Annotated in this window: 22 protein-coding genes; 16 read left to right on the top strand and 6 right to left on the bottom strand. The window is 32.3% G+C overall.

Annotated features, from left to right (window positions below; all coding sequences use genetic code 11):
- Nucleotides 1-171: 171 nt before the first annotated feature.
- Nucleotides 172-1,326 (top strand): serine hydrolase, encoded by a 1,155-nt coding sequence (locus J8L88_RS00445; RefSeq protein WP_211059651.1) that lies wholly within the window; start codon nucleotides 172-174, stop codon nucleotides 1,324-1,326.
- On the top strand, nucleotides 1,316-2,029 hold the full coding sequence (locus J8L88_RS00440; RefSeq protein WP_027394341.1) for a 3'-5' exonuclease: 714 nt from the start codon (nucleotides 1,316-1,318) through the stop codon (nucleotides 2,027-2,029). The genes J8L88_RS00445 and J8L88_RS00440 overlap by 11 nt, the downstream gene beginning before the upstream one ends.
- 74 nt (nucleotides 2,030-2,103) lie before the next feature.
- Here J8L88_RS00440 and J8L88_RS00435 read toward each other — a convergent pair whose 3' ends face one another.
- The 3 genes from J8L88_RS00435 to J8L88_RS00425 form a co-directional block, all read right to left on the bottom strand.
- Nucleotides 2,104-2,793, bottom strand: a complete 690-nt coding sequence (locus J8L88_RS00435) for a hypothetical protein (RefSeq protein WP_211059650.1) — start codon at nucleotides 2,791-2,793, stop codon at nucleotides 2,104-2,106.
- A gap of 24 nt (nucleotides 2,794-2,817) precedes the next feature.
- Nucleotides 2,818-3,795, bottom strand: coding sequence for a kelch repeat-containing protein (locus J8L88_RS00430; protein WP_211059649.1), 978 nt, complete (start codon nucleotides 3,793-3,795; stop codon nucleotides 2,818-2,820).
- A gap of 116 nt (nucleotides 3,796-3,911) precedes the next feature.
- Nucleotides 3,912-4,640, bottom strand: coding sequence for a metallophosphoesterase (locus J8L88_RS00425; RefSeq protein WP_118388576.1), 729 nt, complete (start codon nucleotides 4,638-4,640; stop codon nucleotides 3,912-3,914).
- Between the two features lie 245 nt (nucleotides 4,641-4,885).
- Here J8L88_RS00425 and J8L88_RS00420 point away from each other — a divergent pair, with 245 nt between their 5' ends.
- Nucleotides 4,886-5,791: an alpha/beta hydrolase gene (locus J8L88_RS00420; protein ID WP_211059648.1), complete on the top strand. Its 906-nt coding sequence runs from the start codon at nucleotides 4,886-4,888 to the stop codon at nucleotides 5,789-5,791.
- A gap of 70 nt (nucleotides 5,792-5,861) precedes the next feature.
- Here the strand turns inward: J8L88_RS00420 and J8L88_RS00415 are convergent, their stop codons facing one another.
- Both J8L88_RS00415 and J8L88_RS00410 read right to left on the bottom strand, forming a co-directional pair.
- A complete protein-coding gene (locus tag J8L88_RS00415) occupies nucleotides 5,862-7,001 on the bottom strand; it encodes an ATP-binding protein (protein WP_027394336.1) in 1,140 nt (379 codons plus the stop codon).
- 87 nt (nucleotides 7,002-7,088) lie between these two features.
- Nucleotides 7,089-7,838 (bottom strand): SDR family NAD(P)-dependent oxidoreductase, encoded by a 750-nt coding sequence (locus tag J8L88_RS00410; protein ID WP_211059647.1) that lies wholly within the window; start codon nucleotides 7,836-7,838, stop codon nucleotides 7,089-7,091.
- Between the two features lie 260 nt (nucleotides 7,839-8,098).
- Between J8L88_RS00410 and J8L88_RS00405 the strand changes: the two genes are divergently transcribed.
- The 9 genes from J8L88_RS00405 (at nucleotide 8,099) to J8L88_RS00365 (ending at nucleotide 17,953) form a co-directional block, all read left to right on the top strand.
- The gene (locus tag J8L88_RS00405; RefSeq protein ID WP_108802773.1) at nucleotides 8,099-9,100 is read left to right on the top strand and encodes a MoxR family ATPase; all 1,002 of its coding nucleotides are present in this window, start codon (nucleotides 8,099-8,101) and stop codon (nucleotides 9,098-9,100) included.
- A gap of 96 nt (nucleotides 9,101-9,196) precedes the next feature.
- The gene (locus J8L88_RS00400) at nucleotides 9,197-10,063 is read left to right on the top strand and encodes a DUF58 domain-containing protein (RefSeq protein ID WP_118390063.1); all 867 of its coding nucleotides are present in this window, start codon (nucleotides 9,197-9,199) and stop codon (nucleotides 10,061-10,063) included.
- 91 nt (nucleotides 10,064-10,154) lie between these two features.
- Nucleotides 10,155-11,738, top strand: a complete 1,584-nt coding sequence (locus tag J8L88_RS00395) for a DUF4381 domain-containing protein (protein WP_211059646.1) — start codon at nucleotides 10,155-10,157, stop codon at nucleotides 11,736-11,738.
- Nucleotides 11,739-11,740: 2 nt separating this feature from the next.
- The gene (locus tag J8L88_RS00390) at nucleotides 11,741-12,745 is read left to right on the top strand and encodes a VWA domain-containing protein (protein ID WP_027394331.1); all 1,005 of its coding nucleotides are present in this window, start codon (nucleotides 11,741-11,743) and stop codon (nucleotides 12,743-12,745) included.
- 15 nt (nucleotides 12,746-12,760) lie between these two features.
- Nucleotides 12,761-13,267, top strand: coding sequence for a flavodoxin family protein (locus J8L88_RS00385; RefSeq protein WP_211059645.1), 507 nt, complete (start codon nucleotides 12,761-12,763; stop codon nucleotides 13,265-13,267).
- 79 nt (nucleotides 13,268-13,346) lie between these two features.
- Nucleotides 13,347-14,381 (top strand): VWA domain-containing protein, encoded by a 1,035-nt coding sequence (locus tag J8L88_RS00380; RefSeq protein WP_211059644.1) that lies wholly within the window; start codon nucleotides 13,347-13,349, stop codon nucleotides 14,379-14,381.
- Between the two features lie 68 nt (nucleotides 14,382-14,449).
- The gene (locus J8L88_RS00375; protein WP_118388586.1) at nucleotides 14,450-15,328 is read left to right on the top strand and encodes a tetratricopeptide repeat protein; all 879 of its coding nucleotides are present in this window, start codon (nucleotides 14,450-14,452) and stop codon (nucleotides 15,326-15,328) included.
- A gap of 95 nt (nucleotides 15,329-15,423) precedes the next feature.
- Nucleotides 15,424-17,190 carry a BatD family protein gene (locus J8L88_RS00370; protein WP_211059643.1) on the top strand — a complete coding sequence of 589 codons (1,767 nt, stop codon included), beginning with the start codon at nucleotides 15,424-15,426 and terminating at the stop codon, nucleotides 17,188-17,190.
- Nucleotides 17,191-17,203: 13 nt separating this feature from the next.
- Nucleotides 17,204-17,953, top strand: a complete 750-nt coding sequence (locus J8L88_RS00365; protein WP_027394326.1) for an SH3 domain-containing protein — start codon at nucleotides 17,204-17,206, stop codon at nucleotides 17,951-17,953.
- On the opposite strand, the gene J8L88_RS00360 is transcribed toward J8L88_RS00365, so the two are convergent.
- Nucleotides 17,948-19,162, bottom strand: a complete 1,215-nt coding sequence (locus J8L88_RS00360; protein ID WP_211059642.1) for a DUF418 domain-containing protein — start codon at nucleotides 19,160-19,162, stop codon at nucleotides 17,948-17,950. The two genes, J8L88_RS00365 and J8L88_RS00360, sit on opposite strands and share 6 nt — an antisense overlap.
- 182 nt (nucleotides 19,163-19,344) lie before the next feature.
- Here J8L88_RS00360 and J8L88_RS00355 point away from each other — a divergent pair, with 182 nt between their 5' ends.
- The 4 genes from J8L88_RS00355 to J8L88_RS00340 all read left to right on the top strand — a co-directional run bounded on the left by J8L88_RS00355 (nucleotide 19,345) and on the right by J8L88_RS00340 (nucleotide 24,114).
- On the top strand, nucleotides 19,345-19,677 hold the full coding sequence (locus J8L88_RS00355; RefSeq protein WP_027394325.1) for a hypothetical protein: 333 nt from the start codon (nucleotides 19,345-19,347) through the stop codon (nucleotides 19,675-19,677).
- A gap of 125 nt (nucleotides 19,678-19,802) precedes the next feature.
- Nucleotides 19,803-21,401 (top strand): SulP family inorganic anion transporter, encoded by a 1,599-nt coding sequence (locus J8L88_RS00350; RefSeq protein ID WP_118388592.1) that lies wholly within the window; start codon nucleotides 19,803-19,805, stop codon nucleotides 21,399-21,401.
- Nucleotides 21,402-21,418: 17 nt separating this feature from the next.
- A complete protein-coding gene (locus tag J8L88_RS00345; protein ID WP_118388594.1) occupies nucleotides 21,419-22,051 on the top strand; it encodes a carbonic anhydrase family protein in 633 nt (210 codons plus the stop codon).
- 200 nt (nucleotides 22,052-22,251) lie between these two features.
- Nucleotides 22,252-24,114, top strand: coding sequence for a SulP family inorganic anion transporter (locus J8L88_RS00340; protein WP_211059641.1), 1,863 nt, complete (start codon nucleotides 22,252-22,254; stop codon nucleotides 24,112-24,114).
- Nucleotide 24,115 lies beyond the last annotated feature (1 nt).

The following is a 24,115-nucleotide window of genomic DNA, read 5'->3' as shown; positions in this document are numbered from 1 at the left end:
ACAAGCATTCTTATAAGTTATATATCTACACTATTATAACCTAATCGAATTAAATTATCGTCATAATAATTGTTTATCTTTAATTAAAATGCCCGATTCATCGGGCATTTTTTTTGTTCTAAACAGAGATTTTATTTTTCATACCTTAGAGGATTAAAATTTCTAATTCAGATGAGAATTATCAAAAAACTTTTTAAAGGTCTTCTGGCGATTATACTACTTTGTGTGATTTTGTTATATATTTTTGATTATGATTATATTCTAAAAGGAGTTCGTGTAGTATATATGACAGGACATACCACTGCTTATATAGATGATTACACTTATTTTGATAATCACACAATAGAAAAAGGGGATAAACCAATTCCATGGGAATTGCATACCAATTATAATAAAGTAAATCCTACTAAAAGATTAAATACTACCAATGATGCAATGGGGACCGTTGCTTTTATGATTATTAAAAATGATAAGATTTGGTATGAAAACTATGCAGAAGGTTATGGTGCGGAGTCTAAGACGAATTCTTTTTCTATGGCAAAGAGTATTACAACAGCCTTGCTAGGAAAGGCGATCATGGATGGTTATATCAAAAGTTTGAATCAACCGATTGGAGATTTTTTGCCAAAATTCTCCGAAGGATTAGCTGCTAAAACAACTGTAGGGGATCTTTCATCTATGTCATCGGGATTAAACTGGACAGAGCATTATACAAGTCCTTTTTCTATAACTGCAAGAGCATATTATGACCCAGAATTAAGAGATGTTATGAATGGGTTAGAAGTAGTGAACGAACCTGGTAAAGAGTTTGAATATTTAAGTGGGAGTACACAGCTATTAGGAATGGTGATAGAGAAAGCAACTGGCAAGACTTTGTCAGAGTATTTAAGCGAAAGCTTTTGGAAACCTATGGGTATGGAACAAGATGCTTTATGGCAGGTAGATAGTGAGGATAGTGGTATGGAGAAAACCTATTGTTGTATCGCTAGTAATGCAAGGGATTTTGCTCGTTTTGGAGTACTATTTAAAAATGACGGAAAGTTTGATGGAAAGCAAATACTACCAAAGGAATTTACAAAAATAGCAACCCAAAAACGTTTCGAAAATGATGATATGTACGGATATGGCTTTTGGTTATCAGATCATTTGAACAAAGATATTTTTGTAATGAGAGGGATTTTGGGACAGTATGTAATAACTATTCCAGAAGATAATATAATTATTGTACGTTTAGGACATCATAGAGGAGGGCCGCAAGGATCTTTTAGTGAGGATTTTTTCATTTATATAGAAGAGGCTTATAAAATGTTAGAGAATGCTTCATAAGATTAATTTAGAACACGTTTTGTTTTTGGATATAGAAACAGTTCCAGAACAAGAGAATTTTGATAAGCTAACAGATGAGAAAAAATATCTTTGGGCTGATAAAACCAAATATCAACGTAAAGAAGAATTCTCTCCAGAAGAATTTTATGATCGAGCAGGAATTTGGGCAGAGTTCGGAAAAATTGTATGTATTTCTGTAGGATATTTTACCTTTAAAGGAGAAATAAGATCCTTTAGAACTACCTCTTTTTACGGAGAAGAGAAACAATTGTTGATAGATTTCAAAAATTTATTAGAAACACATTTTAATCATCCACATCATTTACTTTGTGCACATAATGGTAAAGAATTTGATTTTCCATATATAGCTAGAAGAATGATTATTCATAATATCAGCTTACCATTTAAGCTAAATCTGTTTGGTAAAAAACCTTGGGAAGTTCCACATCTAGATACCTTGGATTTATGGAAATTTGGGGATTATAAACATTATACTTCATTAAAGTTATTGACCAACATTTTAGGGATTCCTTCTCCTAAGGATGATATTGATGGTAGTCAGGTAAGACAGGTTTATTATGAAGAAAACGATATAGACAGAATTGTAATTTATTGTGAAAAGGATACAGTAGCAGTAGCACAGATTCTATTACGTCTACGACAAGAAGAATTATTAGATGATGATGAGGTTGTGTCGGTATAAGGTGTCTTATTTTTATTTACAATAAAGAGAACCTTTTTTTATTAGATTCTCTTATGTAAATGGTTAAAATATGTCTATTGTAATCTAGCTAGAACGGATTTACTGAGTAATTTTCCATTAGATTTAGTAGTTTCTTGTTGTACTAAACCAACACCCTTAGAAATCCATTGTTTTACATAAAATGTCTGTTTCATACCCATACTCATATTTGTTTCATTGATATAGGTGATTACATAACAATCAAACGATCCTGCAGATGTTTTGATAGTCTCTTTTGATGCTACTTTACGTTTTTTAAGATCTACTGTCATATCAATGCTCATTACACCAGCATCTACTGACATAGTTACGTGACCATCGGGTAATTCTTGTCCAATACTGATGGAATTAGGAATATCAATTCCAGTTCCTTTAATATTGTATTCCATATCCTTGTATTGTTTAAATAATCCTGGAGAAATTATAGATTCAGGATCTAATCTTGTAGTTCCTCCATCACAGATTGCAATAAATTGTGTTTCTGTAATAATTTTTTGTTTTTTAGAATCGTTCATAGACATATTCATTTTAATTTTAGAACCTGACCCTGAAGAGTTCACCTCCAAAACCTCATAGTTTGTTTCAGAAGTTAATTTGTTTTTTTTATTAAAATGATGCATTGTGATCTTAGTCCCTACTTTAGAAGGATAAAATTGACTACAATCATTTTGAGAGATACTATTAGTTGTGATAAGTATTGCGAAAATTAATAAGAGCGTTTTCATAATTATAAAAGGATTTATTTGATTTTAATCTTCGTCAATTGTCCAGATTTCTCCGGATGTTCCAGATGTTATATAACCTCCAAACAACCATAGTTCTTCTCCATAAGCTAAGCACGTATGAGAATGCGAGCTTTCAAAAGGAATAATTTCATCATACCTTGTCCAATTACGCATATCAGAAGAATACCAAATATCTTTTACAACTCTTGATGTATCTGATTTTCCATTAACAACCCATACTTTGTTGTTATAAACGGTTGCTGTATGTAAATCTCTAGCGCTAAAAATTGAAGATGAAATAGACACTAAAGACCAGTTTATTCCGTCGTTACTGGACCAGATTTCATTAAATCTATCGGTTTCATTTCTACCTCCAATAACGTATAGGGTATTATTAAAGGCTACTGTTTGGTGATTACCTCTAACAGGAAAAGCATTTGCGGTTTCTTCTGTCCAATTAATACCATCTGTAGTGGACCACACAATCATATTAGTTCGATCAGATGAAGGACCAATTACGTACATTTTGTTGTTTAATACTGTAGTAGTATGAGCGGACATATTACCAAAAGGGGCTGTCATTGTTACATTAGACCAAGTAATACCATCGTCGGAGTTCCATATATCAGATAAAAGTTCATCAGAGTTATTTTTTCCACCAATTAACCACATTTGATCATTGAAAACGGTAAGTGTATGACGATATCTTGCTTCGAAGATATTGCTAGTAACAGATACCCAATTGATGCCATTATTGCTTGACCAAACATCGCTAGAGTACGTATCTTCTGGGGTATAAGCGTTATCACCACCTACAGACCATATTTTTCCTTCAAATGCTACCATGGAGTTTTCTGCAAATCCTCCCATTTGATCTTCTTGAGTTTTTAAATCAAAAGCCAAAGAAATGTCTGAGAAATCATTTGTAATTACGTCGTCTTCTGTATTACATGCTATACTAATAACATATAGAAATACTAATAAAATTTTTGAGGTTTTCATTGCGTTACGTTTTTTAGTTTCCTATTAGTATAGTATTATATGATTAGGTAAACATCAAGAATAAAAAAATCGCTCATTAGAGCGATTTTAGATTGATTTTATAGGCGTAAATGTTTTTAATTTCTTCCGCTTTCATCAGGGTATAAGGTATATACCGGATTACTTTGCCAATACTCTTTAGTGTCTATGTCCATTATGGTAAGTGGGCCTTTAAAAGCAGCTCCTGTATCCATATTCCAAATACAAGTTGCGTTTACAGGAGTTGTTTTGTTTATTCTAGTCACTGGAGTATGACCAATATAAATTTCATCGAAAAGTAAAAGTCTTTTTGGATATGCGAGATCTGTTTTCTTTAGTTTAGGATCTATAGAAAGAGCAGTTTCCCATAAAGTTCGATCCCAATAGAACAATTTGCTGAAATATTCTCGATGTGGTCCATGGATATTCGTGAAACCTGCATGTAGGTATAGTCTATTATGATCATCAATATAATAATTAAGAAGATTTTCATAAAAATAAAGATGGGTCTCAATTTCTTCTTTTGATAAGGATTGATAGGAGTCCATAGTGGCCTGACCTCCGTGTTTTATCCATTCTGGATTATATTTTTTCTCTTTTAACCAAGTATAACAGAGTTCATCGTGATTGCCTCTTATGAATACACAGTTATGCGTTTTTTGCAAGTCGATAAGAAACGAAACTAGCGGGGCGCTATCTGTCCACCCATCAACATAATCACCAAGAAAGATTAAGGTGTCATCAGTTGTTACACTTGCTTTATTAATTAATTGTTTAAGAGCTTTTAGAGCTCCGTGTATATCTCCAATAACAAGATTTCTACTCATTTTACACTTCTGATTTTAAGAGGACTTGAAGATACTATTTTACAACATTTTTAAAGGTATTACATAAGAGTAAAATGTTATTTTTTTGAATATTGTCTAAAAGGTTTTAGATGTAGATAATAATGTAAGATTGAGAAAGAATAAAATATTAGAAAGTTTTTTTAGGGTATTTTATGAGTTATGTGTTTTGGGAATAAAATATAAATAAAGAAAGTCGAAGTGACTTTTGTAAAAATTTATCCAAAATGAAAAAAATAATTTATGTATTTACTATTGCTTTGTTATTAGTCAATTGTAACAATGATGACGATTCAGTACAGTTAGAAGAATTAGATATACAAAATGCACTTACCAAAATACCAGATGATATTACAAAATTATTTAGTGCTAAAGGAAATGAAAGCGCTGATACAGTTGTTATCTATGAACAAGGAGGACCAGATAAGGAATTAGATGATGAGTATTTTGAGCTTAATGGTAGTTTTAATACAGATTACAATGATTTATTTAAGAACTATTATAGAGTATATATGCATCAAGCACTTACACTTAATAATAGCTTATGTATGAATGAAGCATTGAAAAAGGAACAAGCTGATTTAGAAAATAAAGTGAGTATAGAGATGCTAGATAGAGTAATTAAGAATTTTAAGTCCAAGGGAAAGAAGGTATATGTAATGGGACATTCGTTTGGAGGTTTTTTGGTAACAAAATATATTGCAGAGAAAGGAAATACTACTGCGGATAAATTTGTAATCATGGCGGCTCGTTTAGAAATGCAACCAGAAGTACCTGATAATTTTTTGCAAGGGAATCCTTATTACTTTTTAAATGGAACAACACCAAAAGAAGAAGATAGGACAGATATCTTGGAAGAATATAATGATATAAAACAATCCTGCCCCTCTGTTTTTTCATTTTTAGGAGCTATCGGTGGAGAGCGTTTTCCTTTAAAGATTACAGCAGGAGATTTGTCTAATGTGATTTATGTTTTTGCAAAAGATGATTTTCAAACAGGAGGATTGTTGACTACGGAAAAGACATTTCTTAGTGATAGAATGGCTAAGGTAATAGAAATTGATACTGGAGGTCATGGAGCAATGTTTAATAGTCCTTATCCACAACAAGTTTTTGATTTATTACAGCAATAACTAGGGTTTTTAATAAATAAGGGGAGATAATTGATTTTCCCTTATTTATTTTAAGGTGTATAGTCTTTATCTAATTGTATCTTACTTTTCTCAAGATTCGCATACTTTCTTTATATAATGAATATACTTTACTATCAGTATAATTTTTTAGGTAAGGTTTAGCTTCTTCTAATCTATCTTTTGCTTCATTAAAATCATTAAAATAACATAAAAGATAGGTTACAGGTAGATTAAGAATGTCTTTTTGCTCATTTCTAGTTAATGGCATTTTCTTTTTTAGTTTTTCGATTAAAGCATTGTTACTATTGTATAGATGATACAATGTTTTCCTATCAAATTGTGGAGGTTCAAATAAAATCTTACTTTCTATATCATAACTAACATTGTTCTTAAATTTAATAGTTACTTCTTCTAGAGGGTAGTAATTATATGTTTCTTGCAAACCAAGCTGAACATATTCTATTATTTTAAATTCATCTTCAGTAATAGAGATGCTTATTTCGTCAAACTGGGAATAAAATAATTTTACTTGCTCGTTGATTAAAGCAATATCTACTCTAGAATAGTATACCTCTTCGTTTACATGTTTTTCTTTAGCAGACCAGCATACTACGAAGTATTCTTTAAATACTTTATACGTAGGATTGTAATCTTTTCTGGAGCTCATAAAATCAAATACTCCATCTAATGTTAATTCAATATTGTTTTGAGCATGACTCTCTATGGACTCAACAATGTCAGAATTAACATCTTTGATTTCTATGTCAAATACTTTAGGCATACTGATACTTCCATCCCTAAAAAAGACACTGCCACCATAATATTTCCAAATGTTTTTGCGCAGAGAACATAGCTTGCCGTCTTGAGAACGAATCGATACTAGTCCAACCACCTTGTCACTAGGCAAGTGAGGGAACGGAATGTTTTCGTAAGCTACAATAGGTGGGTTCGATAGATAAGCATTTACTAGGTTTTGAATCTTACTATCATCAAAAAAATCTACCCCTATGATTTGGTTATCTTCATCTTCAACTCCAATGACAATATATGAGTTGTTTTTAGGATTGGAGTTAGAAAGAGCGCATATATGTTTTAGGAATTTAGCCTTACCTTCTTTTTCACCAATATTAAGTTTGCGTTTTTTGTCATAAAAACTGTTCTCATCATTATGCGCTAAAAGATTTTTTATTAAAAGACGTTTGTTAATCATTCCTCATACATATTGCAATATTCTTTTTCCCTACATAAACTTAGGTATTTTTACCGAACATACAATACTCTGAAGATAAAGAAATTATCAACCTTTATTTACAATTGTACTGTTAGCTTGAGCTGTTGGTAAAACTACAAGATCAGAAATGTTTACGTGGTAAGGTCTTGTAGCTACAAAACTAATGATGTCAGCAATGTCTTCAGGCCTCAAAGGGTCGAAACCATTATAAACGGTATCAGCTCTTTTATCATCTCCTTTAAACCTAACATTACTGAATTCAGTTTCTACTAATCCTGGGTGTATAGCTCCAACTCTTATACCATGTTTATTTAGATCTATCAGCATTCCCTTATTAATAGCATCAACGGCATGTTTACTGGCACAATAGACATTTCCATTGGGATAAACTTCTTTACCTGCTATAGAACCAATATTGATAATATGTCCAGATTTTTGTGAAATCATTTTAGGAATAATTGCTTTGGATACATATAATAGTCCCTTTACATTTATATCTAACATAGCGTCCCAGTCATCGATCTCTCCAGTCTGTATAGGATCTAATCCATGTGCATTTCCAGCATTATTAATTAATATATCTATGGTATCGAATTCTCGAGGCAAGTTTTCTATACTTTTAAAAACACTTTCTTTATCTCTAATATCAAAGCAGAGCGTATGGACTTTTACCGTTTTACTTAATTCGGATTTCATTTGATCTAACCGTTCTTGTCTTCTTCCGCAAAGTATTAGATTTATATTTTTTTTGGCAAACTCATAAGCTGTTGATTTTCCTATGCCACTTGTAGCTCCAGTTATCAATGCTGTTTTCATAAAATAGATGATTTTTCATTTAGATTTTTGCAACATTATTTAAAGACTTTCGTCTTTTAGAAACATCATCGCGAAAGGCGATGAAAATTGTTACGTCCGCTTTTTCAGTAAAAAGATCTAAATATACTGTAAAATTTGGGCGTAAGCGTATTTTAAGACAACACATTTAACCTATAATTAACAAGAAGAAGAAAAATAATTTAACAATTTGCAATGCTGAAACATGAATGTTAAATTCACGCTTTTAAAAAAAAGAATAGATGGAAGAAAATAGTTCTATTGATATTGCTTCAATCAATGAAAAAATACAGAAAGAATCTGCATTTGTAGATTTACTTGCTTTAGAAATTAATAAAGTAATCGTAGGCCAGAAGCACATGGTCGAGCGATTACTAATAGGATTACTAGGACAAGGACATATTTTGTTAGAAGGTGTTCCTGGTTTAGCAAAAACCTTAGCTATAAATACCCTTTCAAAAGCCGTACACGGAAGTTTTAGTCGTATCCAGTTTACACCAGATTTATTACCTGCAGATGTAACAGGGACACTAATTTTTAATATGAAAGAAAATGACTTTTCGATCAAGAAAGGGCCTATTTTTGCAAATTTTGTGTTAGCTGATGAGATTAACCGTGCTCCCGCCAAGGTGCAGAGTGCCTTGTTAGAAGCAATGCAGGAGAAACAAGTTACAATTGGTGATGAGACCTTCGGGTTAGATAAACCTTTCTTGGTAATGGCGACTATGAATCCAGTTGAGCAAGAAGGAACGTATCCACTACCAGAAGCGCAGGTTGACCGTTTTATGCTAAAGACGGTGATTGATTACCCCAAATTAGAGGATGAACAATTAATCGTTCGTGCAAATCTTAAAGGTTCTTTTGAAAAAGTAAATCCTGTAGTTTCCGTAGAGCAAATTATTAGAGCTCAGGAAGCAGTAAGAGAAGTATATATGGACGAAAAGATTGAAAAATATATTTTGGATATCATTTTTGCCACTCGTTTCCCTGAGAAATATGGCTTGGAAGAGTTAAAACCTCTTATCAGTTTTGGAGCTTCACCAAGGGGAAGTATTAATATGGCTACTGCTGCTAAATGTTTTGCTTTTATAAAAAGAAGAGGATATGTTATTCCAGAAGATGTTCGTGCTGTAGTACACGATGTATTACGTCATCGTATTGGAATTACTTATGAGGCTGAAGCAGAAAATGTTACTTCAGTGGATATCATCAATAAGATTGTAAACGAGATTGAAGTTCCATAGTATTGTCATTCCTGCGAAGGCAGGAATCTCATTATTATTTGTTAGAAAGTATGATTTGATAGATTCCGCATCGGGTGCGAAATGACAAAACAAAAAATGGATACCAAAGAGTTACTAAAAAAAGTTCGAAAAATTGAGATCAAGACAAGGCGCTTGAGTGACCATATATTTGGAGGAGAATATCATTCTACTTTCAAGGGCCGTGGTATGACTTTTAGCGAAGTTCGACAATATCAATTTGGGGATGATGTTCGTAATATTGATTGGAATGTAACTGCTCGTTATAATGAACCATATATTAAGGTTTTTGAAGAAGAACGAGAATTGACAATGATGTTAATGGTAGATGTCTCTGGATCACAATTGTTTGGAACCAAACAACAATTTAAGAAAGACATTATTACAGAGGTTGCTGCGACATTAGCATTTTCTGCTACTCAGAATAATGATAAAATAGGATTGATTTTGTTTACTGATGAAATCGAGCTTTTTATTCCACCAAAAAAAGGACGATCTCATGTGTTAAGAATTATTAGAGAATTATTAGAATATGAGCCTAAGAGTAAACAAACTAATATTACGGAAGCATTGAAATTCTTATCAAACGTAATGAAAAAGAAAGCAATTGTATTTATGCTTTCTGATTTTATTGCGGATGATTATCAGCAAACGTTAAAAATTGTTGGAGGAAAACATGATGTTACGGGCATTCGAGTATATGATAAGCGCGAAGAGGAGATTCCTAATTTAGGAATGGTCCAGATGGAAGATGAAGAAACGGGAGAGTTACTTTTGGTAAATACGAGCTCTAAGAAAATAAGAACCAATTATGGAAAGTATTATCAAGATCGAGTAGATTATTTTAAAGATAGTTTTACTAGAAGCGGTGCAGGTTCGATAAGTAGTAGAGTGGATGAGAGTTACGTAAAGAAATTATTAGGATATTTTAAAAGGAGAGGATAGGCTACAAGTAAGAATGAGTAATTATAAAGTACTAATTAGTAATAAAACATATGATATTCAGCTTTTGAAAAAAGTTAGAAAGATAATATTTATGATCCTCTTTCTTGTTTTTTCTGGATTTCATGGTATTGCACAAGTTGCAACTAGTATTGATTCTACATCAATAAAAATCGGTGAAGAAATTAGATACAAAATGCAGGTTGAAGTAGATTCTACCGAAATTGTAATTTTTCCAGAAGGGCAAACATTTTCGCCACTCGAAGTTATAGAATCCTATAAAACAGATACTACAAAAAACGGAAATAGATTTAATCTAATCAAAGAATATGCGTTAACACAATTTGATTCTGGGCATTACACAATTCCGAGACAAAAAGTGATGATAGGGGATCGATCATTTTTTACAGATTCATTAAAAGTAGAGGTTCGAGATGTAGTTGTAGATACTACAAAACAAAAAATGTTTGAGATCAAACCGATAGTGGATGTAGATGCTTCTTTTTTTAACTGGAAAAAGTATTTGTGGTGGATTCTAATACCACTAGCATTGATAGGGTTGATTGTATTTCTTGTTTTAAGAAGAAAAAAGCGAAAAGAGGCAAAGGAAGATGAGCTTCCTCCTTATGAAAGAGCAATTTTAGCATTACAAAGAATTGATGAATCACAATTGTTAGAGCAGGATTCTCATAAAGAATATTATTCTCAATTGAGTGATACAGCACGTAAGTATATTGACGAAGAAGTGTATGATCATGCAATGGAAAGTACTACGGATGAATTAATAGCTCGACTTGATGAAGAAATTAAAACAGGATCATTAAATTTAGATAAGCATACAATCGAAGAACTTAAATCAGTCCTAAAAACGGCTGATATGGCAAAGTTTGCTAAGTCCAAACCTGATATTGGTACTGCTAAAGCCGATAGAAATGTTATTGAAAAAGTAATTAATGAGACAAAGAATGCAATTCCAGAACCAACTGAGGAAGAATTGCTGGCGGATGAAGAATATCGAAAAACTGTCGCAGAAAAAAAACTAAGAAGAAAAATTATTTTCGGAAGTATAGCAGGTGTTGGTGTAATCGCAATTACATTAATGATTTTTATTGTTGTAAAAGGGTATGATGTTGTGAAAGATTCAATCTTAGGGCATCCAACGAAAGAGTTAGCTGAAACAGACTGGATCAGTAGTGCTTATGGAGCACCACCAGTTACGATATCCACTCCCAAAGTTTTAATTAGAAATAATTTTCAATTAACTGAAGAACAAAAACAAATTCTAAAAGGAAATGAAACCTTTATATACGGAAGTTTGGTAGGAAACTTTTTTATCTCCGTTTCGACGGTTCAATACAACCAGAAAACAGAAGTGGATTTAAATAAAGTGGTAGAAGGAGTCGTTGGTAATTTCGAATCGCAAGGAGCTAAAAATATTACCGTAAAAGATGAAGAGTACGAAACATTGGCAGGAGCAAAAGGTATAAAGGTCTTTGGGAATTTAGAGGTTGTAAATACAGTAACCAAGAAAGAACAAAAAAGCGATTATTTGATGCTTAATTTTGCCGAGAATGGTGGTTTCCAACAGATAATGGTAGTTTATGATAAAGAAGATCGTTATGCTAAAGAAGTTGCCCAACGTATTATAAACTCTGTAGAACTTAGAAACGCCAAATAACTATGTTTGAAAATTTTACATTTGAAAATCCACAGTTCTTTTGGTTGTTTTTAACACTACCTTTAGCAATTGCTTGGTATATATGGAAACGAAATAAACAACAAGCTGAGCTTAAAATCTCCAGTATTAAAGGATTTAAAGTATCAGGGAGTTGGTTGGCTAAGGTTAAGCCATTATTGCTGTTGTTGAGATTAATTGCTTTAGCATTAATCATTACGGCGATGGCAAGACCAAGAACTGTCGATGTATCAACTAAAACGAAAACAACTCGAGGGATTGATATAGTAATGGCGATTGACGTTTCTGCAAGTATGCTTGCAAGAGATTTAAGACCTAATCGTTTAGAAGCTTTAAAGGATGTTGCGGCAGAGTTTATCCAAGGCAGACCAAATGATAGAATTGGATTGGTTATGTATGCAGCAGAAAGTTTTACTAAAACACCAATTACTAGTGATAAGGCGATTGTGCTTAGTGCAATGAAAGAAATAGAATATAATAATCTTTTAGAAAATGGTACGGCAATTGGTATGGGATTGGCTACTTCTGTAAATAGACTAAAAGACAGCAAAGCAAAAAGCAAAGTAATTATATTACTTACTGATGGTTCTAATAATGCTGGTTTTATTGATCCTAAAATAGCCTCAGAATTGGCAGTTGAGTATGGCATTAAAACCTATACGATTGGTATTGGAACTAATGGAATGGCTTTAGCACCAGTTGCTATTAGACCAAATGGATCATTTCAATATGGAAATGTAAAGGTTGAGATTGATGAAGAACTTTTGAAGGAAATTGCAAAAGTGACCAAAGGAAAATATTTTAGAGCAACCAATAATAAGAAACTAGAACAGATATATGAGGAGATTGATAAGCTAGAAAAAACAGATGTAGAAGAGTTTAAGTTTTATAACTATGAAGAAAAATTTCGACCATTAGTGTTATTAGCTGGATTGTTATTGTTGGTTGAATTTTTGTTGAGATTTACCGTGTTTAGAAGTTTTATTTAAGTAAAAGTACAGTAGTTGAAAAAAGGAATCATAATTCAAGGAAGTTCGAGAAGTGATGGAGATACAGGTATTGTAGTTTCTTATTTAAAAGAAATGACTGGTTTTGAAATGGTTGATTTAAATCAAAGAGAAATAAATTACTTTGATTACGATTTTAACAACAATGATGATTTTGAAATAATTTTTAAAAATATAGTACAGAATTATCAGACGATAGTTTTAGCCACGCCAGTATATTGGTATACAATGAGCGGAATTATGAAAGTGTTTTTAGACAGAATTTCTGATTATCTGTATAAGGAAAAAGATTTCGGAAGAATGTTAAGAGGAAAAGAGATGGCGATGATCAGTTGCAGTAATGATGATGATAGAGTAATAGAATTCCCTCTTCCTTTTTCCAGAAGTGCTGAATACTTGGGAATGCAGTATTTGGGAGATATACATACTTGGGTTCGGGATAAAGAACTTTCTCAAGAAATGAAAGAAAAAATAAATGCTTTTGCTTTAAAAATAAAAAAATAAATATACGGGATACTAAACTTTTTAAGTGTAGTTGGTTCGTATGTAAATTACAGTGTTTGCTGTAACTAAGAATAATAAAATGTATCTATTAGAAGAAAAAATATATTTCTGGTTATTATTGGTAATACCAATAGTAATTGTGTTGTTTCTTGGTCTTTTAATTTGGAAGAAAACGGCTCAGAAAAAGTTTGCAGACAAGGAATTATTAAAAAGATTAAGTCCTAATCAATCAATTTTTAAATCAATACTAAAAATTATGGTTATTAGTTTAGCTTTTGCTTGTTTTATTATTGCTTTGGTCAATCCTAAAGTTGGGACTAAATTAGAAACAGTAAAACGAGAAGGTGTTGATGTCGTATTTGCAATAGATGTTTCTAAAAGTATGCTCGCAGAGGATATTGCGCCAAATCGAATAGAGAAAACAAAGCAATTGGTGACTCAGATTATTAATAATTTAGCAAGTGATCGTGTAGGTATTATTGCATATGCAGCTAGTGCATTTCCGCAATTACCAATAACCACAGATTATGGATCTGCTAAGATGTTTCTACAATCAATGAATACGGATATGCTTTCTTCTCAGGGAACTGCTATTAATGAAGCTATCGAACTAGCAAAAACCTATTATGATGATGAGGAACAGACGAATAGAGTATTATTCATTATAAGCGACGGAGAAGATCATGAAGGAAATGTAGCATCTATAGCAGAAGAAGCAGCTAAAGAAGGCATTAAGATATATACAATAGGTGTTGGAACAACCAAAGGAGGCCCAATTCCGATAAAACGTAACGGAATAGTCCAATCGTATAAGAAAAATAGTCAGGGAGAAACTGTTATTACAAAATTAAATACGACAATTTTACAGGAAATTGCTAATGAAGCAAATGGCACATACATTGATGGTTCTAGTACAAATGCAGTGGTAGAAAATGTGACAGAATTATTGCAAGGCATGGATAAAAAAGAGTTTGAAGCCAAACAATTTGCAGATTTTAAAGATCAGTTCCAATGGTTTCTAGGAGCAGGTTTACTATTGCTATTCTTAGATATTTTCTTATTAGAAAGAAAAACTTCTTGGGTTAAAAGGCTAAACTTGTTTAATGAAGAATAAGTTATGAGCAATAAAATATTGAAGGAATAAGCTTGTTAAAGCTTGATACAGAATAAAATAAAAACGTTATGAAAAATTTACTGATTATAGTACTATGTTTTCAATTCGGGATTACTTTTTCGCAAGAAGAAGATCGAATAGAAGCTATAGCAGAGGCAGATCGATTTGTAGCGACTGGAAATGAAGTGTTGGTTAAAGATGGTAATTTTCCAAAAGCAGAAGGGGAATATCGTAAAGCAATATCCAAAAATCCGGTAGATCCAACAGCTAAGTACAATTTAGCAAATGCATATTACAACACAGAAAAATATGATGAAGCACACCAACGATATACCGAAGCTGTAAAAACAGCAACTTCAAAAGTAGAAAAACATAAGGCATTCCATAACCAAGGTAATACCTATATGGAACAGAAAAAATATAAAGAAGCAGTAGCGGCTTATAAGAATGCTTTACGTAATAATCCTAAAGATGATGAGACACGATATAATTTAGCACTAGCAAAACAATTATTAGAAAAACAACAAAACGAAGATAAAGGAGGAGGGGACAAGGATAATAAAGATCAGAATAAAGACGACAAAAAAGATAAAGAGGACAAGGATAAGAAAGAGGGCGAAAATAAAGAAGATAAGAAAGAAGGAGGAGACGATAAGGATAAAAAAGGAGATAAAGGAGACGATAAAGAGGATCAAAAGGGTGAAGATAAAAAAGATGAAAAAGGTGATCCTAAAGATGACGGTAAAGACAAAAAAGAAGATAAGAAAGAAGGAGATGGTAAGCCAGAAGAACAAAAGAAGCAACCACAACAAGCGCAAGGTCAATTATCTCCTCAGCAAGTAAAAAGTCTTTTAGAGGCAATGAACAATGAAGAAAGAAAAGTACAAGATAAAATAAATGCTAAAAAAGCTAAAGGAACAAAAACAAAAACTGAAAAAGATTGGTAAGCGAATGAAATCTATGCGACTAAGAGCATTACATTTTGATATTGACTATTTTGTCACTCTAGATATCATTTGTTCCTAAAAAGTATATAAAACGGATGAATATAAAATTAATTTTTCTAACATTATTTTTAGCAATAACCCAGCTTGGGATCGCTCAAGTAAAGTTTGAGGCTAAATTGAGTAAGAAAAAACTGGGTATCAATGAAAGATTACGCGTCGATTTTGAAATGAATAAAGACGGTGATAATTTTACACAACCTAGTTTTAAAGGATTTACTGTTGTTGGAGGACCTAATCAATCCATTAGTAATTCTTGGATCAATGGTAAAAGATCATATGCCAAGACATTTAGTTATTTCCTTTCTCCTACAAAAAGAGGTAATTTTACAATTGGTCAAGCGACTATAGAAATTGATGGACAAACCTATAAAACATTACCAGTAAAAGTACAAGTAACTGCTGCAGTGCAAAAGCCAAAAGATGGAAATAATGCGGATTATGTTGCTAGTGAGAATCTACATTTAGTTGCAGAGGTTTCTAAATCCAATCCTTATCTAAATGAAGCTATCACAGTAGTATACAAATTGTATGTAAGCCCAAGAATACAAATTAGTAATTTAAGAGAAATAGATAATCCAAAATATAGTGATTTCTGGAGTCAGGCGATTAAGATTGGTCAGTTAAAAGTAGAAAGAGGTGAGTACAAAGGAGAACCGTATAACTTTGTTGTATGTGGTAAAACAGTGTTATATCCCCAAAAAACAGGAAAATTAGATATAGAGCCTTTAACTTTATCAATTGCGGTCGATGTTCCTACAAATCGTCGTGATATTTTTGGAGGCAAGTTGTATTCTACAGTAAATAAAACGGTTGCTGCTGGTACCAGAACAATTAATGTAAAACCGCTTCCTATAGAAGGAAAACCAGACGATTTTTCTGGTGCAGTTGGGTCTTTTGATTTCAAAATTACTCCTAATAGAACTGAGTTGGATGCGACAGAATCCCTAGAGACTAAGATTTTGGTTTCGGGTAATGGAAATCTTAAACTATTTGATCTACCTAAATTAAGTGTTCCAAACGGTTTAGAACAATATGAACCAGAGCATAATGAAAGAGTGAGAACGAATATGACAGGAATGTCTGGGAATATTTCTGATTCTTATACATTGGTTCCTCAGTTTAAAGGAACCTATCCAATTCCTCCTGTTTCTTTTTCGTATTTCGATTTAAAAACCGAAACCTATAAAAGAATAACATCTCAAGAAATAGTAATTAATGTAAAGAATGGTCCTGATAGTGGAAGTATTGTTACAAATTCAGAAGCTACAGGTAACAATAAAAAATTAGTTACTCAAACGGGAAGTCAGTTTAGGTTTTTAAAATTGAATGCTAATCTCGAACCAATCGAGAAAAAACATTTTTTTAAATCGACAGGATACTGGATAGCTCTTGCAGCTCCGCTTTTTGCGATTCCGTTATTTTTGTTTTTTGGAAAAAAGAGAGAAGAAAGATTAAGTGACGTTAGTGGTAATAGAGTACGTAAGGCGGATAAACTTGCAAGAAAATATCTTTCTGAGGCTAAAAAGAACCTAGGAAATCAGAAAGAGTTTTACATTGCAATGGAACGAGCGTTGCATAACTATTTGAAAGCAAAATTACATATCCAAACTAGTGATATGAGTAAAGATCGAATTAAGCGGTTATTAAAAGAAAAAGAAGTAGATGATACTACATCTATAGAGTTTATAGCATTATTAGAAAGCTGTGAATTTGCTAGATATACTCCTTCATCTACAACAGCTATGCAACAGGATTATGATAAGGCGTCTAGAGTGATCTCGGCAATCGATAAACAATTATAAAATATTGAAAGTAGTGAAGAATTTAGTAGTAATAGTTGTTTTCTTAATGAATATGATTGGCTTTGCCCAGAATGATGAATTATTCGAAAAGGCCAATACGTTTTATAATCAAGAAGAGTATCAGCAAGCTATTGATGCATATACAACTATAATAAATAGTGGTAATGAGTCTGCATCATTGTATTATAATTTAGCGAATGCTAACTATAAATTAAGTAATATAGGTCCAAGTATATATTTCTACGAAAAAGCATTAGAACTAGCACCTAATGATGAGGATATTAAAAACAATCTTGCCTATGCCAATAATGCTACTATCGATGCAATAGATGTTATACCAGAAGGTGTGATTTCTAGAACCATTAATGGTTTCACAAATATGTTTGGTTTTGATATGTGGGCTTGGATTTCGATATTAAGTATCGTTCTTTTTGTAGTATTATTTATATTGTATTATGTGACACGTATTTCTTCTAAGAAGAGGTTGTTTTTTATTGGTTCTTGGATATCTCTAGTGGTTGGTTTATTTGCTATCTTCTTTGCTTTTAAACAATATGGTTTTATAGAAAATAATCAGTACGCTATAGTATTTGCTCAGGAAACTACTATAAAAAGTGAACCTAATCTTCGTAGCGAAGAGGTATTCGAGCTTCATGAAGGCACAAAGGTTAAAGTGACCGAAACGGTAAACGATTGGAAAAAAATAAAACTTGCCGACGGAAAAATTGGATGGATTCCCGCTACTGATTTAAAAGAGTTATAGCGTTTGTTTTCTAAAAGACTGAATCTTACCTTTTGTTGCGCTACGCCATAACCATTCTAATGGACCGTACTTAAATTTTTGCAGCCATACTTTGCTGATTAAAGCTTGGAGTATTATCAGTGCTAAAGCAAAAATGACAAGATATATAGTTTGTAATTTTCCAATAAGGCCTATTCCCCATCCAAAGAGTAGAAATGTACCAATAATTGATTGTAGAACGTAATTAGTTAGTGCCATCCTACCATACGATTCAAAGAAAGTAAAGAATCGGTACCCTCTTTTTTTGTAATATAAGAGAATAAAACTACATAAGATAATTGCGGTCAGTGCAATATTAGACCAATCATAAACATTGATACCCAATACGTGTAACCAACTACTAAAATCAACAGGTTGTGGAGAAATAGCAAATATTCCTGCTGCTATAGCCATAGCAATTAAAAAAAATATTGAACTTCTTTTAAGCCATTTTTTAATTAAAGGGATTTTTTCCTTTGAATGATGGAATAACCCAATTTTTCCGAGCCATAAACCAATTAAGAAATAACCAAAGGTTAGGTAAAATCTGGCAAATAAACCTACCTGAAAATCTATTTTTTGTAACATTCCTTGTTTCCCGTTAGTAGCAAATACTTCTGTAATAGTACCTTCTTTTAAAATGTTTATATATGCCGTGTTCATTTCGCTATTACCATCCATTATTGATGGAAATCCAAAAAGACTTTCATTTCCTAAAAAGTAAAACGAAATGAACCGCGGAATACTTACTAAAAATAGCCCGGCAACTAAAAGGGTCCATTTATTACGAATATGGTAAAAAGGTATTAAGAAAGGAGTGAGCATTGCATATATAGTTAATATATCTCCCTTGTAAAACAATTGATGAATGTATCCAATAATAAAAAGTAAAAAAGCTCTCCAGAGAAATCGTAATCCATAATTTTCATTTCTCTTACTAGCCGCATCCATTTGGATAAAAAAACTAAGACCAAAAAGGATAGAAAATAAAGCAAAGAATTTACCAACAATAAAGAACCCAATAATTCCACCTAAAATTTGATCAAAAATGGTATTAGTTACCTCCATAAGACTTTCTGATGGAGGAGATGCAATATATTGTTCATTCATATGAACTAAGCATACTCCAGCTAATGCAAAACCTCGCAAAGCATCGATAATTATAATTCTATTTGAAGTATTAGCTGTCAAAGTGAATTAAAATTACTTCATTAATGTTGTTTAGACAATAGCAATGAAGTTAAATTATACTAATTGTTCCGTTGCGGTTAAGATTAAAGTAGAGAAAGAACAAATCGTTCAAATAATTTTACGATTGATTTAACAAATTTTGAAAGTAATACTATTATTTTTACAACCCATAAAAATTATTTATGCCTGCTATAAAAATAAAAATTGCTAGATTTTTGATTATTTCCGGTTTTCTTTTAAACATCGGAAACTATTCATTAGGCTTGTTGGATTTTTATAGCGGAAATATTACTTCGATTAGTTATGCTATAGATGATTCAGAAGAGAAGTCTGAATCGAATGAGAAAGACGGTTCAGAAAAAGAAGACTTAAAAGAAAAAGATAAAATTTCTCAATATTTTGATGAGAAACAAACTAGGATATCTAATGTTATTATTTTGGGTTATCCTGATTTAAGTTACGGAAATTCTTCCGTATATCTAGAGTATGTAACACCACCTCCGGAATATTCATAAGATTTACATAAAATATTTCAGTTCTCTTTTTCTTAATCAGTAAGAAGAGAATATAGGTTTTGATTTGTTTAAATCAATTTCAATTTCAATCACCTGTTAACAGGTAATAACTTAATTATTAAATCATGAGTGTTTTTAAAAATATAAAAAGCGATATACCAGCAAGTATTGTTGTATTCTTTGTGGCATTACCATTATGTCTTGGAATTGCTTTAGCAAGTGGGGCTCCACTTTTTTCTGGTTTGATTGCCGGAATTGTCGGAGGAATTATGGTAGGAGCATTGAGTGGTTCTCAAATTGGAGTAAGTGGACCAGCAGCAGGATTAGCAGCAATCGTTCTCGCTGCCATTTCATCTTTAGGAAGCTATGAGAATTTCTTGGTAGCTGTTGTTTTAGGAGGATTAATTCAAGTAGTCTTTGGAGTTTTAAGACTTGGAATTATTGGGTATTATTTTCCTTCTTCTGTAATTAAGGGCATGCTTACAGGAATAGGGATTATTATTATATTAAAACAGATACCATATTTTTTTGGTATTGATGAAAACCCAGAAGGTGACTTTGCTTTTCTTCAAATTGATGGAGAAAACACATTTACCGAATTACTAAAAACTCTTAATGCATTATTGAGCGGAAGTTTTAATGTTGGAGCTGCAATAGTGGCACTCTTAGGTTTAGGAATTTTAATTTTATGGAGTAATGTGTTATCTAAAAAGGGGAAATTTTTTCAATTAGTTCAAGGTCCTTTAGTAGCAGTAGTTATAGGAATACTTTTTTATGTATTTACAAAGGATTCTTCAATAGGAATCACAACCGAACATTTAGTTTCGGTACCGGTACCTGATAACTTTGATAGCTTTTTGGGACAGTTTGCTTTTCCAAATTTTGGAGTTATAACTAGAGGAGATGTTTGGGTTACAGGTTTCACTATTGCATTGGTAGCTAGTTTAGAAACTTTATTATGTGTAGAGGCAACCGATAAATTAGATCCTGAAAAGCGAGTAACACCTACTAATCGTGAACTGTTGGCTCAAGGAGCTGGTAATGTAGTTTCTGGGTTAATAGGAGGGTTACCAATAACACAGGTTATTGTGCGTAGTTCAGCTAATATACAATCTGGTGGTAAAAGTAAAATGTCGGCAATAATTCACGGATTTTTTCTATTAACCTCGGTTATTTTAATTCCTACATTGTTAAATATGATTCCTCTTTCTGTACTTGCAGCAGTTCTTTTTATTGTAGGATATAAATTAGCTAAACCTTCAACATTTAAGGCAATGTGGGCAGCAGGATGGAAACAATTTGTTCCTTTTATAGTAACAATTTTAGGTATTGTACTTACAGACTTATTGGTTGGAATAGGATTAGGACTAGCAGTAGGTATCGTAATAATATTATTTAAAAGTTATCAGAACTCTCATTTCTTACATATCGAAGATAAGAGTAATGGAAAACATAGAATTAAAATGACTTTGGCAGAAGAGGTTACCTTTTTTAATAAAGGAGCTATTCTGAAAGAGTTGGATCAATTACCAGAAGATACATATCTTACTTTAGATGTTAGAAAAACTAGGTACTTGGATAATGATATTATAGAGATTTTAGAGGATTTTGCTTATAAAGCAAAAGAAAGAAATATTGATATTCAATTAATATCAGAACGTGGAATTGCGGAAAACCCTGAGAGTTACATTAAATTTTTTAAATTAAGACCAAAAACTACGTAAATTAAAGAAAACATATTATGAAAGCACATACAAAAGAAACACAAGCGGCAATAACACCGCAAACTGCATTACAGTTATTAAAAGAAGGAAATCAAAGGTTTCAACAAAAGCATATGGCTGATAGAGATTTGTTAGATCAGGTTAATGACACTAAGTCGGGTCAGTTTCCATTCGCAACAATTCTAAGTTGTATAGATTCTAGAGTTTCTTCAGAATTAATTTTTGATCAAGGGATCGGGGATATTTTTAGTGCAAGAGTAGCAGGTAATTTTGTAAATGAAGATATTTTAGGAAGTATGGAATTTGCTTGTAAACTTGCAGGAACTAAATTAGTACTGGTTTTAGGACATACTGCGTGTGGTGCTGTTAAGGGAGCTTGTGATGATGCTAAGTTAGGAAACCTTACTGCCTTATTAAGTAAAATAAAGCCAGCAGTAGCTGCTGTTACAGAACCATCTGATCCAGCAGAAAGAAATTCAAAAAATATAGATTTTGTAAATGAAGTTGCTGAACAAAATGTAAATATGACGATTCAAAACATTAAGGATCAGAGTGAAGTTCTTAAAGAAATGGAAGCTAATGGCGAGATTATGATTATAGGAGGGATGTATGATATTAACGATGGAAGTGTAACTTTTTATGAGAACTAGGATATGCTAGGTATCTAATATAAAGCCGACATTATTTAGTGTCGGCTTTTTTGTTTTATTTTTAATAGTTTTACACTAGTGTTTAAGTAAAAAAAGATATTATAAATCTTAATACAATGAAGCAAATCAAGATGAAATTTTGATACTCTTGTAAATTTGTTTGGTGAGTTTCTTGTATGTCTAAAAATAATATAAAACGCATGAAAGGATTTTTTAAGAATTTTAAAGGAGATGCTTTTGGTGGATTAACTTCCGGTATTGTAGCATTGCCGTTGGCTTTAGCTTTTGGTGTATCTTCCGGATTGGGACCAACTGCAGGGTTATATGGAGCTATTTTTATAAGTTTTTTTGCAGCATTATTCGGAGGAACCAATACTCAGATTTCTGGACCTACAGCTCCAATGACCGCTGTAAGTATGGTTGTAATTGCAGGAATTATTGCCGCCAATGACGGAAGTGTAGAAAAAGCATTACCTGCTATTCTAACGATCTTTTTATTATGTGGACTGATACAGATTTTATTAGGAGCTATAGGAGTAGGAAAGTATATTAAATATATTCCTTATCCAGTTGTTTCTGGTTTTATGACTGCCATTGGTGTCATTATATTACTTACTCAGATATTACCATCTGTTGGATATTATCCTAAAGAAGACGATGCGTTTGTTTCTAAATTTAAGCCAGAAGCGCAAGAAGTAATTCTTAAAAATATTCTTAAAGAAGAGGCGGGTAAGGGTGTTTTGGTGCTAGAAGATTTTAAACAAACAATAACTAAGGCAGAAATAATTTCTGAAGCAGATATTTTAAAAGAATCACAAACGCTTGCGGGAAAAGAAGCATCTGGAGCGTATGGAGCAATTAAAGTACTTCCGCGGGCGTTAAAAAACATTAATTGGTTAGAATTGTTACTTGCATTAGGAACCATTTTTATAATTTATGGTTTTAAACGAATTACTAAAGCCGTTCCAAGTACATTGGTAGCGTTGGTTGTAATGTCTGGGATTGCCTATGGCTTCGGGTTGGATTATCGCCCTATAAAAGAAATCCCAAGTGGTTTACCAATACCAAGATGGGAGATATTTACCGGATTTAGTTTAAGTAGTATAACTCCCTATTTATTTACAGCTTTTACACTTGCCCTTTTAGGTGCCATTGACTCTTTGTTGACTAGTGTAATTGCGGATAATATGACCAAAACAAGGCATAAACCAAACAAGGAATTGATGGGACAAGGAATTGGAAATAGTATAGCGGCTTTGTTTGGCGGTATACCTGGTGCTGGAGCAACTATTAGAACTGTAGTTAATATAAATGCTGGAGGTAAGACTAAGTTGTCTGGTATGATTGCAGGATTAATTTTATTTGTGGTTATGCTTGGATTGGCTCCTGTTGCATCAAAAATACCTGCAGCTGTTCTTGCAGGAATTCTAATTACAGTAGGTATTGGAGTAATGGATTATAAGGGATTAAAGGCAGTACCAAGTATGCCTAAGGATATTAAGTTAGGACCTATTAAACTAAGTTCTGAAGTTTTAATAATGTTGATTGTACTAGTGTTATCTACATTTTGGAATTTGGTGTATGCAGTTGGTATTGGATTAGTAATTGCTTGTTTGATGTTCATGAAAAAAATTGGTGATTTAACTGCAGAAAGATCTGATGTTAAGCCGCTTAAAGAAGAAGCATGGAGTGATGAGAAAAATTTCCCAGACCAACTTAAGGAGGAAGTATTCATTAAGCACCTTAAAGGTCCATTGTTTTTTGGTTCTACAAGTGATTTTCAAAATTTAGCGGCTCAAATCCCTGATACTTCCAAAGTAGTTGTAGTTCGATTAGCCAAAATGCACTATATGGATCAATCCGGATTATATACCATGGAAGAAATCATTTTAGGGTTACAAGAAAAAGGGATCAAAGTATTATTCGTGGGGCTTCCTAAACAGCCTAGATATATGATGGAACATATAGATATTATTCCTGATTTAGTACCTGAGAATTATATATTTGAGGATTTTAATTCTTGCTTAGAATATATTGAACATAATGTAAAAAACACAGCTTAAC

The organism is Aquimarina sp. MMG015 (assembly GCF_018100855.1).
Lineage (GTDB): Bacteria > Bacteroidota > Bacteroidia > Flavobacteriales > Flavobacteriaceae > Aquimarina > Aquimarina latercula.
The sequence above is the reverse complement of the archived record's forward strand: the minus strand, read 5'-3'. Positions and strand labels throughout refer to the sequence as shown.